The organism is Serratia sp. CoH_122_TC_1, from assembly GCF_058191755.1.
The window spans coordinates 72,869-88,680 of record NZ_JBXWLA010000016.1 but is presented as its reverse complement, the minus strand read 5'-3'; the positions used below and the strand labels follow the sequence as shown (position 1 = coordinate 88,680).

The 15,812-nt window shown below is 56.5% G+C and carries 18 protein-coding genes; 10 read left to right on the top strand and 8 right to left on the bottom strand.

All coding sequences use genetic code 11. The annotated features are described in order from the left end of the window. Positions 1 to 12 precede the first annotated feature (12 nt). The 10 genes from fliJ to sra all read left to right on the top strand — a co-directional run bounded on the left by fliJ (position 13) and on the right by sra (position 6,656). A complete protein-coding gene (gene fliJ / locus AC2FC2_RS19800) occupies positions 13 to 459 on the top strand; it encodes a flagellar export protein FliJ (RefSeq protein WP_209635552.1) in 447 nt (148 codons plus the stop codon). After that, positions 456 to 1,673 (top strand): flagellar hook-length control protein FliK, encoded by a 1,218-nt coding sequence (locus tag AC2FC2_RS19795; protein WP_490659760.1) that lies wholly within the window; start codon positions 456 to 458, stop codon positions 1,671 to 1,673. Before fliJ ends, AC2FC2_RS19795 begins: the two co-directional genes overlap by 4 nt. Positions 1,674 to 1,979: 306 nt before the next feature. Continuing rightward, positions 1,980 to 2,462 (top strand): flagellar basal body-associated protein FliL, encoded by a 483-nt coding sequence (fliL, locus tag AC2FC2_RS19790; protein ID WP_209635555.1) that lies wholly within the window; start codon positions 1,980 to 1,982, stop codon positions 2,460 to 2,462. A 5-nt stretch (positions 2,463 to 2,467) separates the two neighbouring features. Continuing rightward, entirely contained in the window at positions 2,468 to 3,469 is a 1,002-nt protein-coding gene (fliM, locus tag AC2FC2_RS19785) for a flagellar motor switch protein FliM (protein ID WP_037419020.1), read from the top strand. Then, positions 3,466 to 3,879: a flagellar motor switch protein FliN gene (fliN, locus tag AC2FC2_RS19780; protein ID WP_037419017.1), complete on the top strand. Its 414-nt coding sequence runs from the start codon at positions 3,466 to 3,468 to the stop codon at positions 3,877 to 3,879. Before fliM ends, fliN begins: the two co-directional genes overlap by 4 nt. After that, on the top strand, positions 3,879 to 4,283 hold the full coding sequence (gene fliO / locus AC2FC2_RS19775; protein WP_490308141.1) for a flagellar biosynthetic protein FliO: 405 nt from the start codon (positions 3,879 to 3,881) through the stop codon (positions 4,281 to 4,283). The genes fliN and fliO overlap by 1 nt, the downstream gene beginning before the upstream one ends. Continuing rightward, complete coding sequence (gene fliP, locus AC2FC2_RS19770) at positions 4,280 to 5,056, top strand: flagellar type III secretion system pore protein FliP (protein ID WP_245209862.1); 777 nt, start codon at positions 4,280 to 4,282, stop codon at positions 5,054 to 5,056. Before fliO ends, fliP begins: the two co-directional genes overlap by 4 nt. A 33-nt stretch (positions 5,057 to 5,089) precedes the next feature. After that, positions 5,090 to 5,359 (top strand): flagellar biosynthesis protein FliQ, encoded by a 270-nt coding sequence (gene fliQ, locus AC2FC2_RS19765; RefSeq protein ID WP_037419012.1) that lies wholly within the window; start codon positions 5,090 to 5,092, stop codon positions 5,357 to 5,359. A 2-nt stretch (positions 5,360 to 5,361) separates the two neighbouring features. Beyond that, positions 5,362 to 6,144 carry a flagellar biosynthetic protein FliR gene (fliR, locus tag AC2FC2_RS19760; RefSeq protein ID WP_209635560.1) on the top strand — a complete coding sequence of 261 codons (783 nt, stop codon included), beginning with the start codon at positions 5,362 to 5,364 and terminating at the stop codon, positions 6,142 to 6,144. Between the two features lie 380 nt (positions 6,145 to 6,524). Continuing rightward, positions 6,525 to 6,656 carry a stationary-phase-induced ribosome-associated protein gene (gene sra, locus AC2FC2_RS19755; RefSeq protein ID WP_490659759.1) on the top strand — a complete coding sequence of 44 codons (132 nt, stop codon included), beginning with the start codon at positions 6,525 to 6,527 and terminating at the stop codon, positions 6,654 to 6,656. A gap of 431 nt (positions 6,657 to 7,087) precedes the next feature. Here the strand turns inward: sra and flgL are convergent, their stop codons facing one another. The 8 genes from flgL to flgE form a co-directional block, all read right to left on the bottom strand. Further along, complete coding sequence (gene flgL, locus AC2FC2_RS19750; protein ID WP_209635564.1) at positions 7,088 to 8,047, bottom strand: flagellar hook-associated protein FlgL; 960 nt, start codon at positions 8,045 to 8,047, stop codon at positions 7,088 to 7,090. A gap of 56 nt (positions 8,048 to 8,103) precedes the next feature. Next, complete coding sequence (gene flgK, locus AC2FC2_RS19745; protein WP_209635566.1) at positions 8,104 to 9,750, bottom strand: flagellar hook-associated protein FlgK; 1,647 nt, start codon at positions 9,748 to 9,750, stop codon at positions 8,104 to 8,106. 294 nt (positions 9,751 to 10,044) lie between these two features. Further along, positions 10,045 to 10,986, bottom strand: coding sequence for a flagellar assembly peptidoglycan hydrolase FlgJ (flgJ, locus tag AC2FC2_RS19740; RefSeq protein ID WP_490659758.1), 942 nt, complete (start codon positions 10,984 to 10,986; stop codon positions 10,045 to 10,047). Continuing rightward, positions 10,986 to 12,086, bottom strand: coding sequence for a flagellar basal body P-ring protein FlgI (locus tag AC2FC2_RS19735; protein WP_209635570.1), 1,101 nt, complete (start codon positions 12,084 to 12,086; stop codon positions 10,986 to 10,988). Before AC2FC2_RS19735 ends, flgJ begins: the two co-directional genes overlap by 1 nt. Positions 12,087 to 12,231: 145 nt before the next feature. Continuing rightward, entirely contained in the window at positions 12,232 to 12,930 is a 699-nt protein-coding gene (gene flgH / locus AC2FC2_RS19730; protein ID WP_209636127.1) for a flagellar basal body L-ring protein FlgH, read from the bottom strand. 72 nt (positions 12,931 to 13,002) lie between these two features. Further along, positions 13,003 to 13,785, bottom strand: a complete 783-nt coding sequence (gene flgG, locus AC2FC2_RS19725; RefSeq protein WP_020827517.1) for a flagellar basal-body rod protein FlgG — start codon at positions 13,783 to 13,785, stop codon at positions 13,003 to 13,005. A gap of 18 nt (positions 13,786 to 13,803) precedes the next feature. Then, complete coding sequence (locus tag AC2FC2_RS19720; RefSeq protein WP_490659757.1) at positions 13,804 to 14,559, bottom strand: flagellar basal body rod protein FlgF; 756 nt, start codon at positions 14,557 to 14,559, stop codon at positions 13,804 to 13,806. Positions 14,560 to 14,571: 12 nt separating this feature from the next. Further along, a complete protein-coding gene (gene flgE / locus AC2FC2_RS19715) occupies positions 14,572 to 15,795 on the bottom strand; it encodes a flagellar hook protein FlgE (RefSeq protein WP_209635574.1) in 1,224 nt (407 codons plus the stop codon). Between the last annotated feature and the right edge of the window lie 17 nt (positions 15,796 to 15,812).

The window sequence follows — 15,812 nt, the reverse complement described above, 5'->3', positions numbered from 1 at the left end:
GGCGCAAATCCGATGAAACCACAGTCACCCCTCATTACCCTGCGCGATCTGGCGCAGGATGCGGTGGAACAGGCAACGCAGCAATTGGGTCAGGTACGCAAGGCACAACAAGCCGCTGAGCAGCAGCTTTCCATGTTGCTCAATTATCAGGATGAGTACCGCCAGAAGCTGAATAACCAACTGAGTGGCGGCATGGAGTCGTCAAACTGGCAGAACTACCAGCAGTTTATCGGCACGCTGGAACAGGCCATTACCCAACATCGCCAACAGCTGACGCAGTGGGGGCAGAAGGTCGACCACGCCATGAAGCACTGGCAAGACAAGCAGCAGCGGCTGAATGCCTTCGAAACCCTGCACTCCCGTGCCCAGAGCGCGGAGCAGCAGTTGGAGAACAAACGGGATCAAAAACTGATGGATGAGTTCGCTCAACGCAGTGCACAAAGGAATCTACAACAATGAATCTCAACGCTTTGCCAGGCATATCGGCTCAGAGCGAGACCGGCTTACTGCCGGACGCACAGGCGCCGCTGGACGCGTCAGCGCTCTCCTCCGCCTTTGCCCAGTTGCTCGGTGCACGCGTGCTACCTGCCGACAAGTCCGCAGGAAAACTGTCACCGACGGCACTGGACGCAGAAGGTGAATCAAGCCCGCTCAGCCACAACCAACTGACGCAGCTTCTGGCCGCCTTCGGCGAGCGCGATGGGCTTATTACGCCCTCGTTATTACGTGGTAATCAGCCGTTAGCCAGCGACGCCGACGAAGAGCTGCCCTCAGATCAGCAGCCTCAAGACGTTGCTCTGCGGCCTGCCGGTGAGATCGACGCAGCCACACTGCAAGCCCTGTTCGCGATGCTGCCCATCGCCACTCCCCCTTCTGTACCAGGCACCGCCAAACTTACCGTTGAAGGTGATCAGGATGCCACTCAACCTGCCGCCCTGCTGACCGCCGCACTGGGTAAACAACCAGACGCCAAGGGCAGCCCGATAGCCGACGTACAGAAAACCCCGGCAACGCTGGCCAAAGATCCGCTCAACGTTGAAAGCCGCGCGGACAGCCCGCAACAGACAGCCGCAACGCACGACAAGATGGATACCGCCGCGTTGAAATTCAGCGCGGACGCGCAACCTCAGGCAGCGGTTAATCCTCACATGGCTCCACCGGTGTCCAGCCCGATAGCCGCATCGGCACCCGCGACCTCGCTGGTCACTGCGCCGCCAACCCCCCAGTTGAACGCCCAACTTGGCAGCCCAGAATGGCAGCAGGCATTGAACCAACAGGTCCTGATGTTCCATCGCAACGGCCAGCAAAGTGCCGAGCTGCGGTTGCATCCGCAAGAACTGGGGGCGCTGCAAATCACCCTCAAGCTGGATGACAATCAGGCCCACCTGCACATTGCCTCCGCACAAGGTCAGGTACGTGCCGCCGTCGAAGCCGCCATGCCGCAACTGCGTCATGCATTGGCAGAGAGCGGCATCAATCTGGGGCAAAGCAGCGTCGGGGGGGAATCCACACCCCAGTGGCAACAGGCACAGCAACAAAACGCTGAGCAGCAGGGCCGACCGGATTACCGCGATCGCCACGGTGACAGCAATCTGACCGGTGAGGCTCTCAGCGCGCCGCTGGAATTGCAGGCGATGGCCCGCGCCGTCAGCGGCGTTGATATTTTCGCCTGAGCCACCGCAAACGTCCAAGCTGGCACGCTTTTCTCTGTCTATTCTGGCTATTGCACGCCGGAATAGACGCGATAATACCGCTACCCGTCATAGTTGAAGCTGCATCATTGTTGGCTGCGTTTGCGCACCCCGGTCACATAGTTATCTATGCGCTTGGGGACTGACAACCAGGCCGTCGCGACGCAACTCCAATTATTTTGGATAAATTATGTCATGCGTGCGGCTTTTACACGCGCTATATACCCGCGAGATCTTAGGTTGCAGCTTGAAAGACGACGGGTATAACAACAGGAATTTGATTTAGCTATGTCTCAAAATACCCTACCGGCAGCCCCTAAACGCTCCCTTCTGGTCATTCTGCTGGTGTTGATCGCCGTCATCGCCAGCGGCGCGGCCGGTTACAGCTGGTGGCAGCTCAAGCAACATCAGAGCGGCGCGCAACCTGCCGCCAAACCACAACCGCCGGCCGCACCGGTATTCATGCCGCTGGACACCTTCACCGTCAATCTGATGACGCCCGATAACAACCCGGATCGCGTGTTGTATATCGGCCTGACATTACGCTTGCCGGACGAAAACACCCGCCGCCAATTGAACGATTTCCTGCCGGAAGTGCGCAGCCGTCTGCTGATGCTGCTGTCACGTCAGGAAGCGGGTCAACTGAGTAGCGAACAAGGGAAGCAGCAACTGGTGGCGCAAATTAAGGACGTGCTTAGCCCACCGCTGGTTAAGGGACAACCGAAGCAGGTGGTCAGCGATGTGCTGTTCACTGCCTTCATATTGCGGTAATCACTATGGGCGACAGCATTCTTTCACAGGCAGAGATCGACGCCTTGCTCAATGGAGACAGCGCGGGTGATGAACCCGAAGCCGTCACCAGCAACGAGAGCGAGGTCAAGCCGTACGATCCGACCACCCAGCGCCGCGTGGTACGCGAGCGTCTGCACGCGCTGGAAATCATCAATGAACGTTTTGCCCGGCAGTTCCGCATGGGATTGTTCAACCTGCTGCGTCGTAGCCCGGACATTACCGTCGGCCCGATCAAGATCCAGCCGTATCACGAATTTGCCCGTAATCTGCCGGTGCCAACCAACCTCAACCTGGTGCACCTGAATCCGCTGCGTGGCACCGCGTTATTCGTGTTCGCACCGAGCCTGGTATTTATCGCCGTCGATAACCTGTTCGGCGGCGACGGCCGCTTTCCAACGAAAGTGGAAGGCCGTGAGTTTACCCCCACTGAGCAGCGGGTGATTAAACGCATGTTACGCCTGGCGCTGGACGCCTACGGCGATGCCTGGAGCGCGATTTACAAGATCAATGTGGAATACGTGCGCGCAGAAATGCAGGTGAAATTCACCAATATCACCACCTCACCGAACGACATTGTGGTGACTACGCCGTTCCAGGTGGAGATCGGTGCGCTGAGCGGTGAATTCAATATCTGTATTCCGTTTGCGATGATTGAGCCGTTACGCGAGCTGCTGACCAACCCGCCGTTGGAAAACTCACGGCAGGAAGACAGCCATTGGCGTGAAACCTTAGTGAAGCAGGTGCAACATTCCGAGCTGGAACTGATTGCCAACTTCGTCGATATCCCAATGCGGCTGTCAAAGATCCTGAAGTTGCAGCCAGGGGACGTATTACCGATTGATAAGCCGGATCGCCTGATTGCCCACGTGGACGGCGTACCCGTTCTGACCAGCCAATACGGCACGTTAAACGGGCAATATGCCCTGCGTGTTGAACATTTGATTAACCCTATTTTGAATGCTCTGAGTGAGGAACAGCCCAAATGAGTGATCCTAAGCAACCGTCTGGCGAAGGAAAGGAATCCGTGGACGATCTGTGGGCTGATGCGTTTAACGAACAGCAAGCTACTGAAAAAACGTCTGCAAGTGACGCCGTGTTCAAATCGCTGGAACCGCAAGATGCAAGCGGCAGCCTGCAAGATATCGATCTGATCCTGGACATCCCGGTCAAATTAACCGTCGAACTGGGCCGTACCAAAATGACCATCAAGGAGCTGCTGCGTCTGTCGCAGGGATCTGTCGTGGCGTTGGACGGGCTGGCGGGTGAACCGCTGGACATCATGATCAACGGTTATCTGATCGCCCAAGGCGAAGTCGTGGTGGTGGCCGACAAGTTTGGCGTGCGCATTACCGACATCATCACCCCTTCCGAGCGCATGCGCCGCCTGAGCCGCTGATGAATCCAAGCACGACCACGCCTAACGCAGGCACTTTGCAATCCTCCGCGCCGGCGCTGCCGGCCGGTTCGGTGCTGACGCAAGTCAGCACCGCGCTTGGCGGTATCCTGCTCTTGATCCTGCTGGCAGGTTGGCTTTTCCGTCGTCTGGGATTTGCCCCACAGGCACGCAACAGCAAACTGCTTAACCTGCGTGCCAGTTGTCAGGTGGGACAACGTGAGCGCGTGGTGGTGATCGAGGTGGATAACACCTTATTGGTGCTCGGCGTCACTGCACAGCAAATCACGCCGTTACATACCCTGCCCGCACCACCGAAAGACAGCACGGTAGCCGACACGGTGCCGCCGGCGGATTTTCGCCAACTGATGCAAAAAGTTCTGAAACGCCCGGAAAAATCGGCATGAAATTCCTCGTTCCTTATATCGCCTCATTTGCGCGGGGCAAGCAATGCCTTTGCGGTATCACCGCGGCCTTGCTGTTAGTCAGCCCGGCGGCTTTCGCACAGCTGCCTGGGCTGATCAGCCAACCGCTGGCTAACGGCGGCCAAAGTTGGTCATTGCCAGTGCAAACACTGGTGTTGCTGACGTCGCTCAGTTTCCTGCCCGCCATGTTGCTGATGATGACCAGTTTCACCCGCATCATCATTGTCCTTGGGCTGTTACGCAATGCGCTGGGTACCCCGTCAGCGCCGCCGAACCAGGTGATGCTTGGACTGGCACTTTTCCTGACCTTTTTCATCATGTCACCGGTGTTCGACAAGGTTTATCAGGACGCTTATCTGCCGTTTAGCCAGGATAAAATCAGCCTGGATGTGGCGTTGGATAAAGGCGCGCAGCCACTACGCGAGTTTATGCTGCGCCAAACGCGTGAAACCGATCTGGCGCTGTACGCCAAACTCGCTAACCAACCCCCGCTGGCGGGGCCGGAAGCGGTGCCTATGCGCATTCTGTTGCCTGCCTACGTCACCAGCGAGCTAAAAACGGCGTTCCAGATTGGTTTCACCGTGTTTATTCCTTTCCTGATTATCGACCTGGTGGTCGCCAGCGTTTTGATGGCGTTGGGGATGATGATGGTACCGCCGGCGACCATCTCGCTACCGTTCAAACTGATGTTGTTCGTACTGGTAGATGGTTGGCAGTTACTGCTCGGCTCACTGGCGCAGAGTTTTTACTCGTAACCCGGCGCTCACGCCACCTCTGAAGGAAGCATAATGACACCCGAATCGGTCATGGCACTGGGCACCGAAGCGATGAAAGTGGCGCTGGCGCTGGCAGCCCCCATGCTGCTCGCCGCGCTGGTCAGCGGCCTGGTGGTCAGCCTGCTGCAGGCCGCCACCCAGATCAACGAAATGACGCTGTCGTTCATTCCAAAAATTCTGGCGGTGGTCGCCACCATCGTGATCGCCGGGCCATGGATGTTGAACCTGCTGCTGGATTACATGCGTACGCTGTTCACTAATCTGCCAAATCTGATTGGTTAATCATGCTCACATTTGATAGCGCGCAGTTCGGCGTCTGGCTGAGTCAATACTTCTGGCCATTGCTACGCATTCTGGCGCTCATCAGTACTGCTCCGGTCTTCAGCGAAAAGCAAATCAGCAAGAAGGTGAAAATTGGCCTCGGCGGGCTGATCGTGATACTGATTGCGCCCGGATTGCCAATCAGTACTGTCCCCATTTTTTCCGCAGCCGGGTTGTGGCTGGCGGCTCAGCAAATACTGATCGGTGTGGCGCTGGGCCTGACGATGCAATTTGCCTTTGCGGCGATACGCTTGGCTGGCGAAGTGATCGGCATGCAGATGGGCTTGTCATTCGCCACCTTCTTTGACCCCAGTGGCGGGCCGAATACGCCGGTATTGGCACGGCTACTCAATTTGCTGGCCATGCTGCTGTTCCTCAGCTTCAACGGCCACCTGTGGCTGATTTCACTGTTGGTGGACAGTTTCCATACCCTGCCTATCCAGGCGGAACCCTTGAATGGCAATGGTTTTCTGGCGCTCACCCAAGCAGGCTCGCTGATCTTTATCAACGGCATGATGTTGGCGTTACCGCTGATATGCCTGTTGCTCACGCTGAACCTGGCGCTGGGCCTGCTCAATCGCATGACCCCTCAGCTGTCGGTGTTTGTTATCGGTTTCCCGGTCACCATGACGATAGGTATCATGACCATAGGTATGATGATGCCGATGCTGGCACCGTTCTGTGAGCACCTTTTCGGCGAATTCTTCGATCGTCTGGCCAGCGTCATCGGCAACATGACGCCTTAATGTTAGCCAACCCGTGCGGCTTAACGGCCGCCCCTCTCCGAACAAACTGGCAGTAAACCCCCTTTCTCGCTATAAAAAGTTGAAAAAAACAGATAAACACTATTTGGCTTCAATTAATCTTATTGCCTTGAATAATAAAATACCCCCCTTAGAATGGCCTTGTTAAATATAAAGCCATCAGTAGAAAACCACCCTGCCATCCATTAATTTTCACAGGATAAAATACAGGAGCGCGATTAAAAAAGAACGCATAGGGAAGTAGAAATATAAAACACATTCCATCTCCGCAAGGATAAAACAGCCACTCACCGGGGTCAGCCGGCGGGTCAGGCATATTTATTATCTGCGGTGTTTTTACCTCTATTCTCAGGAGCATAGACATGAAAGCAAAAACCAACCGAAGAGCACGAAGAACCTTGGGCCTGACGCACTGGGCAACCAACCGGATTCAGATTGCCCTCTGCCCGTCGGAAAAAGACGGGAAATGGAAAATGATTAAAAAGAAAAAATAACGCTGCCGTTATCATTAAATATAGATATATAACATCTATAATTATTCCTCAGTCCGCAATAAATACCTCGGCGTTTCACGGCGTTAAATAAGGCGGATATGACACATCTATTTTTTGTGTCTGTCGAAAAAAAGGCACGTCACTCAAACCTTAGTGGGGGAAAGAGTGACGTGCCAAACAAGTGCGCCCGGTTTCAAGAATTCTCTACAGAGATAGAGTTTTCTAAGCACACCCAAAGGGTTACCCGCTATGGCTTCACAACGGGTGTTTATTATTGCCGTTCATTCTGAGCGCGCGCTGCCTGCTGCGCCCTCACTAAAGGCGATTTATCATCGCTATGCCTATCGATTTCAGGCTGCAGCCAGAAACAAGGCCCGTGAATGGGCCTTGTCGTGCAGGCAACCACGCTGCGGCTTGAAAGACGACGGGAATTAGCGGTTCATCTGGAACAGCGACATACCCTGCATATCGCCGAAGGTCTTGTATGACGCCTGCAACGCGGCCTGTTGCATAAAGTAAGCAGAGATCGATTCGGCCAGATCCGCATCCGTCAGCGCACTCATTTGCACCTGGTTGGTCATGTCGCGCTCTTTGCCAATGCTGTCCAACTGATCCATTTCCTGCAGTTGGCTCCCCAATTCGGCGCGCACGCTGAGCACCTTGTTGTAGGAGTTATCCATGCCGCGACTCGCCTTGGCCAAGGCATCAGTCACCTGCTGCTTGGTGGCGTCGTCCGCATCCTGCTGCGGCGTTTTCAGCGCCTTCAGGGCAATGTCGATGCTCTCAAACACGTTGGCAACCGGGGCACTGCCGTCCGGCTCAGGTTTCGGGTTGCTGGTCAGCGCCATAAACACCCCATCACCGGTATGGCCGATGGTCATAGTACGGTTGGCGTCCACCTTCTGTTCGACCGCCTTGTCACCGCCTTTATAGCTTACGGTTCCACCTTCATCGACAAAGGGTGGCTTATCGTTCACGTAACCGCCAAACATGTAGCGGCCATTGCCGTCGGTGCTGTTAGCCAGATTGAGCAGTTGATCTTTCAACCCCTGTAACTGCGTTGCCAACGAGTCGCGGTCGTTATCACTTTTGGTGCCACCCGCGTTGACGATCAACGTTTTGATGTCGGCGATGGTGGACGTTGCACCGGCCAACACGTTTTCTTCCATCGAAACGCTCTGCCGGGCAAAGGTGCGCGCGAGCGTATACTGGTTGTTCTCGGCCTGTGACTGCGACAACATCACCGCCTGCGATGCCGCCAGCGGATCGTCAGAGGGGTTGATCACCCGTTTGCCCGTCGCCAGCTGCTCGGCAGCCTTCATAAACAACGACTGGTTGCCGGTGATACCGGACATGTTTTGTTGGTACATCATGCTGGTGCTCATGCGCATGCTGTAGGTTCCTCACTGTGAGCGACCGGCACCATCAAGGCCGGTCGGCAATTAAATCAACGGATACTCAACAGGGTGTCAAACAGCGAGCTGGCAGTTTCAACCACCTTCGCATTAGCCATGTAATATTGCTGGAAACGCAACAGCTCACCGTACTCTTCATCCAGATTAACGCCGGAGATCGACTGCTGTTGCTTGGCCAGCTGCGTGACAATGTTGCCCTGCGAGGTCGTCGCCACCTTGGCGGCGGCGGTCTGGTTGCCGATGCTGCTGACCATGCTGGCGTAGGCACCGCTAAACGTGGCTTTGCCGTCCACCAGCTTTTGGGTTTGCAGATCGATCAGTTTTTTGGCGTTTTCATTGTCGCCGCGGCCGCTGTCATCCTTGCCGGCAGCAGCAATTTTCGACGTGTCGCTGATGGCGACTTTCAGGCTACCCGCCACGTCGCTGACCGGCTTCACGGTAAAGCTGTCTTTGGCCTTGGCGCTACCGTCGATGCTGACCTGCAGGCCATCAAAGCTCAAGGTAGGCTTACCGTCGGCACCCGTGCCCGCTGTAGCGTTCACCTTAACGTTGTCCGGCAGGCGGCTCACCTGCCAGTTGCTGCCGTCGAACTCAACGCGGTAGTCGTTGGCTTTCACTTTACTGGTATCGGTATAAGAAACCGACAGTGAGGCGTCACCCGTATTGCGGGTGTTATCCACCACACGGCCTCCACCAAAGCTGAAGAAGTCGGTACCAGCGTCGCCGTTCAGATCGAAACCTGCGCGGTGCTGCTGATTAAAGTTATCTGCCAACGCCAGTGCAATCTGCCCCAATTGGTTACGCGCGCCGTCCAGCGTTTCGCTGCGGAACTTGAACACGCCGCTCAGACTGCCACTATTGATCTGGCCCTCAGGCACTTCGCTGGCACCGTGGCCGCGGTCATAGCCCAGGGTCAATCGTGCAGGATCGCTGCTGGAAGGGACTGCCGACACCTGGTAAGTGGTGCTGCCTTGCACCAGCGTCAGGCCGTTAGCGAATGAAACCGTATAGGCATCACCATCCTGTTGGGTCACCTGGACACCAACCACTTTATTCAGATCCGTCACCAGTTGATCGCGCTGATCCAACAACGCATTCGGCTCGCCGCCGCTGCCGCGCAGGCGAGTGATCTCGTCGTTCAGGCGGGCAATCTGCTGGCTGTAACTGTTGATCTGTTGTGCGTTGTCGCTGATCTGCTGGTTGACGCCGCTGTCCATATCACGCAGGTATTTGTCGGTGTTATTGAACTGGTTAACCAAACCGTTGGCTTTGCCCAGCACGGTCTGACGCGCAGAGTCATCGCCAGAATTGCTCACCAGGTTTTGCAGGTTAGTGAAGAAATCCTGCATGTTGGTCGACAACGAGTTGGTTTTGCTCGCCAGCAGGTTATCTATCTGAGAGATTTTCTCGTAGTAGGCACCCTGCGCTTCGGCATTGCCCTGTGCGCTACGCAGTTGGTTGGTAATGAACTGGTTGTATTCGCGATTGACGCTGGTAACGGTTACGCCATTACCGATAAAACCGCTCATGGTACTTAAGCCGCCGTTCTGCGCCAGAATGGCGGTCTGGCGGTTATAGCCGGCCACGTTGTAGTTGGAAATGTTGTTGCTGACGGTACTGAGCGCCACCTGAGCCGCATTCAGTCCGCTCATCGCGGTATTGATTAAGCTATTGGACATAAGAATTCCTTTTGCTGCGGTGCCGGTGGCCCACAGGGTTTTATTAAGCTGCTGAGTTTGTTCACTCAGCCTGTCTCGGTTATCGGCAAAAAACGGGGAAACTTGATAGGGAATTGCTGGCCTTTATTCATGATTCATAACTTTCGCAAATCCCCCAATAATGCGCGTGGCAACAAGGCGGCCTCAAGCGGGGTAACCCACCGGCCTGCACTGGTCCGTCAGGAGTAAGGCCCACGAATGGGCCGAATAGCACCTTCACCCCACACCGTTATCGCGTCAGGAATGAAGGGGGATTTAGAACAGGTCCTTCAAGTCATGGGTATAGGCTTTTATCACCTGCTCACCCGTGTTTTTCATTTGCTGAATCACACTGACCAACTTGTTGGCGTATTGAGGATCGGTGGCATACCCGGCCCGTTGCAATGCATGCGCCGCCTGTTCAGGACTGCGGGCATTGGCCACGTCGGCGTAGCGCGGATTATTCGTCAGCAGTTTGACGTAGTCGGCCATCGCCTCGACGTAAGACCCGTAAACGCGGAATTTCGCCTTGATCTTCTTCGCTGCCCCCTGTTCAAACTCGGTCGTGGTGATTTCGGTCACCGGACCGTCCCAACTCCCGCCTGCCTTGATGCCGAACAGGTTATAACTCGGTGCCCCTTCGGCGGTCGGGATCTCGCGTTGCCCCCAACCTGATTCCAGCGCGGCCTGCGCGACAATCAGCTGATGCGGAATACCGCTCTGCTGACTGGCGACCCGTGCCGGGATAGACAGTCGAGCAACAAAGTTGCCGTTATTGAGCGTCATTGGTGCCGCCGAGGGGGCCTTCGGCACCGCACGGCGGATCATCTGCTCCAGCGCCTGATTTGGCAGCGCTTGCAGCACCTCGTTGTCCAACGCCATCGGCGACAGGCCTGCGGTTTCACTCGGCACAGCATTGGCATTGCCCATCTGCTTGACCATCATGTCGGCCAGCCCCAGGCCTTTCTGCGACATCTGCTGGGCAATCTGCTGGTCGTACATTGAGGTGTACAGCCGCGTTTGATCGCTGCTTAGCGCGCCATCCTGCGGGAGCGCGGCGCGCATGCTCTTTAGCATCATCTGCACGAACATGCCTTCAACCTGCTGCGCTACCTGTTTCAGGTTGCCTTGCGGATCCGCCGCCGCATCACGCTTCAAGCCGTTTAGCGTCTGGGCGTCATAGGCCGCGCCCGATATCGCCATCAAATCCCCAGCCATCAGATGATTTCCAGCTTGGCGCGTAAACAACCGGCACTTTGCATCGCCTGCAGGATCGACATCAAATCGTTCGGTGTCGCACCCAGCGCATTCAGCGCACGGATCACGTTGTTCAAATTAGCGCTGGCATTCACCTTTTGCAGCGAGCCCCCCTGCTGTTGCACAGAGATCTGGGTATTTGGCGTCACTACCGTCTGCCCGCCGCCAAACGGCGTCGTTGGCTGGCTGACGGTATTTTGTCGATCGACCACCACTGACAAGTTGCCCTGCGCGACGGCACAAGAATCCAGGATTACGTCGCGGTTCATTACGACAGAACCGGTTCGTGAGTTGATAATCACCTTGGCGTCAATCGCCCCCACGCTGACGCTAATGTTCTGGATTTCGGCCAGGAAGCGGACTTGTGAGCTGTTGCCCTGCGGCACCAGCACCTGGATCGTACGGGCATCCAGCGGTGAAGCCGTTCCGCCCCCACGCTGGCGGTTGATGGCGTCGCTGATTTGCTGCGCCAGCGTAAAGTCTTCATCATTCAGTTGCAGGTTAATCACGCCACCGGCACCGAAGGTGGTCGGCAGCTCTCGTTCAATGGTCGCGCCATTGCTGATGCGGCCACCCGCCAGTTGGTTGACTTGCACGCTGCTCCCACCGGCCGACGCGCCAGCCCCCCCGACCAGCACGTTGCCCTGCGCCAATGCGTAGACCTGATTATCTACCCCTTTCAGCGGCGTCATCAGCAAGGTGCCGCCACGCAGGCTTTTAGCGTTGCCCATTGAGGACACCACCACGTCAATATTCTGACCCGTACGTGAAAACGGCGGCAGCTTGGCGGTGACCATAACGGCCGCCACATTTTTCAACTGCATATTGGTGCCCGGCGGCACGGTGATACCCAGTTGCGACAGCATGTTGCTCAGGCTCTGGGTCGTGAACGGTGTCTGCATGGTCTGGTCGCCAGATCCGTCCAGCCCGACCACCAACCCGTAACCAATCAGGGCGTTATCACGAACCCCCTGCACCGTAACCAGATCGCGAATGCGCTCCGCCGCGGCCGGCAGGCTCAGCGCGCCCATCACCAGCACCATTAGAAATTTCTTTAACATTGGAACCTCATTCACCTTAGCCACAAGGCGTTATTGTCGCAGGCAGTTTGAGGGCTGACAGCGCGCAGGGAGCGGAGCATACACGCGGTACGTGACGGCCCCGAGCACTGCCCAACCTCAAAATGGCACGTAAAATAGCCTGTACTCAAAACGGAGAGACATTTAAGAAGAAGCGCTGCAACCAGCCCATGGTCTGCGCCTCGTTGATATAGCCGTTGCCGACGTATTCAATACGTGCGTCCGCCACCTGGGTGGAGGTAACCGAGTTACTGCCGCTGATCGTGCGCGGGTTGACCACCCCGGAAAAACGAATGAACTCGGTGCCCTGATTGATGGCGATCTGTTTTTCCCCTACCACGTGCAGATTGCCGTTGACCAAGACCTGGTTGACCGTCACGGTAATGGTACCGCTGAAGGTATTATTGGCGTTGGCCCCGCCCTTGCCACCAAAGGTGCTGTCGCCGGAAATATCCATATCGGCACGCGCGTTGCCCAGCAGGCCGTCCAGGTAACGCGGTGATGTGGCAACGCCGAATTTGCTGGCGCCGTTGCGACTGGCGTTGGCGGAGGAGCTTTTGCTGGCACTGACGTTTTCTTGCAGCACGATGGTCAAGGTATCGCCGATGTTGCGCGGACGACGGTCTTCAAACAGTGGCTGATAACCGTAGTTCATCGGCTGCACCGTCTGGAAAATAGAGCCGTTCGGCACGGGCGCACCCGCCGGTGCTGGCTGCGCCGTGGTAGCACCGTCCACCAGGGGTTTATGTGGAATGTAAGCGCAGCCGCTCAGCGTCAGCATCGCCATTGCCGCCAGCCAGCGTTTTCCTTGCGGCTGCTTTTCCATCAGATATGTGGTTACCACGGGTATCGCCTTTGTTTCACAAAATAGGGTTACGGGCGCAACAGCGCCCGTCAATTACAGTTGCGTCAGTTTTTGCAGCATCTGATCGGAAGTCGATACCGCTTTGCTGTTGATCTCATAGGCACGCTGGGTCTGGATCATATTGACCAACTCTTCCGCCACGTTGACGTTAGAGGTTTCCACGTACCCCTGATACAGCAGACCGGCACCGTTTAATCCGGGCGTGCTCTCGTTCGGCGCACCGGAACTTTCGGTTTCCTGATACAGGTTCTCACCCATGCTTTCCAGGCCGCTGTCATTGATAAAGGTGGTCAGTGTCAGTTGGCCTACCTGCTGGGCGGCGGTTTGCCCCTGCAGGGTGGCGCTGACGATACCGTCACGGCCTACGGTAATACTCAAGGCATTGGCCGGAATGGTGATCGCCGGTTGCACCTGGAAGCCACTGGCCGTCACCAATTGTCCGTTCTGATCTCTCTGGAACGAACCATCACGGGTATAAGCCAGGGTGCCGTCCGGCATCATCACCTGGAAAAAACCCTGCCCCTTGATGGCGATGTCCTTGCTGTTGTTGGTCTGCGACAGGTTGCCCTGGCTGTGCAGACGTTCGGTCGCCACCGGACGAACGCCGGTACCGATCTGCAACCCGGACGGTAACGTCGTCTGCTCGGAGGACTGTGCCCCCGGTTGACGCATGGTCTGGTACAGCAGATCTTCGAACACCGCGCGCTGACGCTTAAAGCCGTTGGTACTGACGTTAGCCAGGTTGTTGGCAATCACGTCCATATTGGTCTGCTGCGCATCCAGACCGGTTTTGGCAATCCATAAAGATGGGATCATGGGTTATTTCCTTGCTTATTAACTCATTGATAACAACGAGTTGGCGCGCTGTTCATTTTCATCCACGCTGTGGATGACCTTCATCTGCATCTCAAAACGACGGGCGTTGGCGATCATATCGACCATGGTTTCCATCGGTTTGACGTTACTGCCTTCCAGCACGCCCGGCATCACCTGCACCAGCGGGTCGTTCGGCAACTGATTGCCACGCTGCTGCTGGGTTTCCGGCGTCAAACGAAACAGGCCGTCATCGCCGCGCATCACTTCACGCGCATCGGCCTTCACCAGTTTCAGTCGGCCGATCTGAGCGATGCTGTTCGGCGGGTCGCCCGCGTTCAGCGCCGAGATAGTGCCGTCTGCGGCGATAGTGATCTCCGACGAAGGCGGTACCTCGATCGGCCCGCCGTCGCCCATCAGGGGCACGCCCTGCACCGTCAGTTGCCCGGTGGGGGAGATCTGAATATTGCCGTTACGGGTGTAGGCTTCACTGCCGTCCGGCAGGCTTACGGCCAAAAAACCGTCCTGCTGCAGCGCAACGTCCAGCGGACGCGCGGTGTAGTTCAGCGCCCCTTGGCTCATGTCAGCACCCGGTGTGGAAGCCGTTACCAATGTACGCGTCGCCAGGCTCGGGCCGTCTACCGGCACCGCGCGCAGCGCCGACAACTGGGCACGAAAACCCGGCGTCGAGGCGTTGGCCAAGTTATTGGCGGTGACCGCCTGCTGGTCCAGCGTCTGCCGTGCCGCACCCATCGCGGTATAAATCGCGTGATCCATAACTCAATCCTATTAGCGCAGGCTAACCAGCGTTTGCAGGATGGAGTCCTGCGTCTTGATGGTCTGAGCATTCGACTGATAGTTGCGCTGGGCAACAATCATATTCACCAGCTCCTGGCTAAGATCGACGTTGGACGACTCCAGCGCACCGCTGGCCAATTTGCCAAGCCCGCCGCCGCCTGCCAGACCCACGCGCGGTTGACCTGACGCGCCGGTTTCTTGCCACACGTTATCGCCCTGAGAAGCCAGGCCTTCCGGGTTGGAGAAGTTAGCCATCACGATCTGCCCCAGTACCTGCGTCTGCTGGTTGGAGTAGATCCCCACGACCGTACCGTCGTTGTTAATCTGGAAGTTGGTGTATTCACCTGCCGCGTAGCCGTCCTGCGAGACTTTGCTCACCGAGTCGCTGCTAACGTTCTGTTGCATACTGCCGGCAAAACTCAGCGTGAAGTTCTGCGCCGGGGCACCGTCTTTGCTGCCCATCGGGATCAACATGCTGAAATCACCCACTGCACCCTGGGTACTGGTGGTGCTGACCAGATTACCGCTGGTGCTGAACTGCATCGTCCCTGCATCCACCGGTTTCTCGCTGCCGTCCTGGGTATAGACCTGCCACTTGTTATCGTCGGTCTTCACAAAGTAAGCATTGATGTTGTGTGCATTGCCGAGTGAATCATAAGCGGTGATGGTGTTGACGTAGTTGTAGGAGTCCTGCTTGGTCGGATCGAACGTTTTGTTTTCCGGCACTTTATGCGTGGACTTCAGGTTAGCCACCATAGAACCAGAGGAAGAAGCCTTGGCGTTCATCATGCCTTCAGGAATGCTCAGCGGCACCGGGTTAGCGCCCTGCTGAATGGTCGGTGGCGTACCGGCTGCCGGGTAGCCCGTCAGTTGCAGACCTTGCATGTTGGTCAGGTTACGGTTTTCATCCAGTTTGAACTGGCCGTTGCGGGTGTAGAAGATACCGCCATCCTTGTCCTGCATGCGGAAGAAACCGTTGCCGGTGATGGCCACGTCCAGCGCACGGCTCGTACCGGTGGTGGTGCCGCCCTTAAAGTTCTGGGTGATACCGGACACCTTAACGCCCAGCCCAACCTGCGACCCAGCAAACATGTCGGCAAAAGAAACGCTGCCAGATTTAAAGCCGGAAGTGGCAGAGTTGGCGATGTTGTTACCAATCACGTCCAGGTTGGTTGCTGCCGCGTTTAAGCCGCTTACTGCCTGAGAAAAGGCCATGTCATTCTCCGAATAGT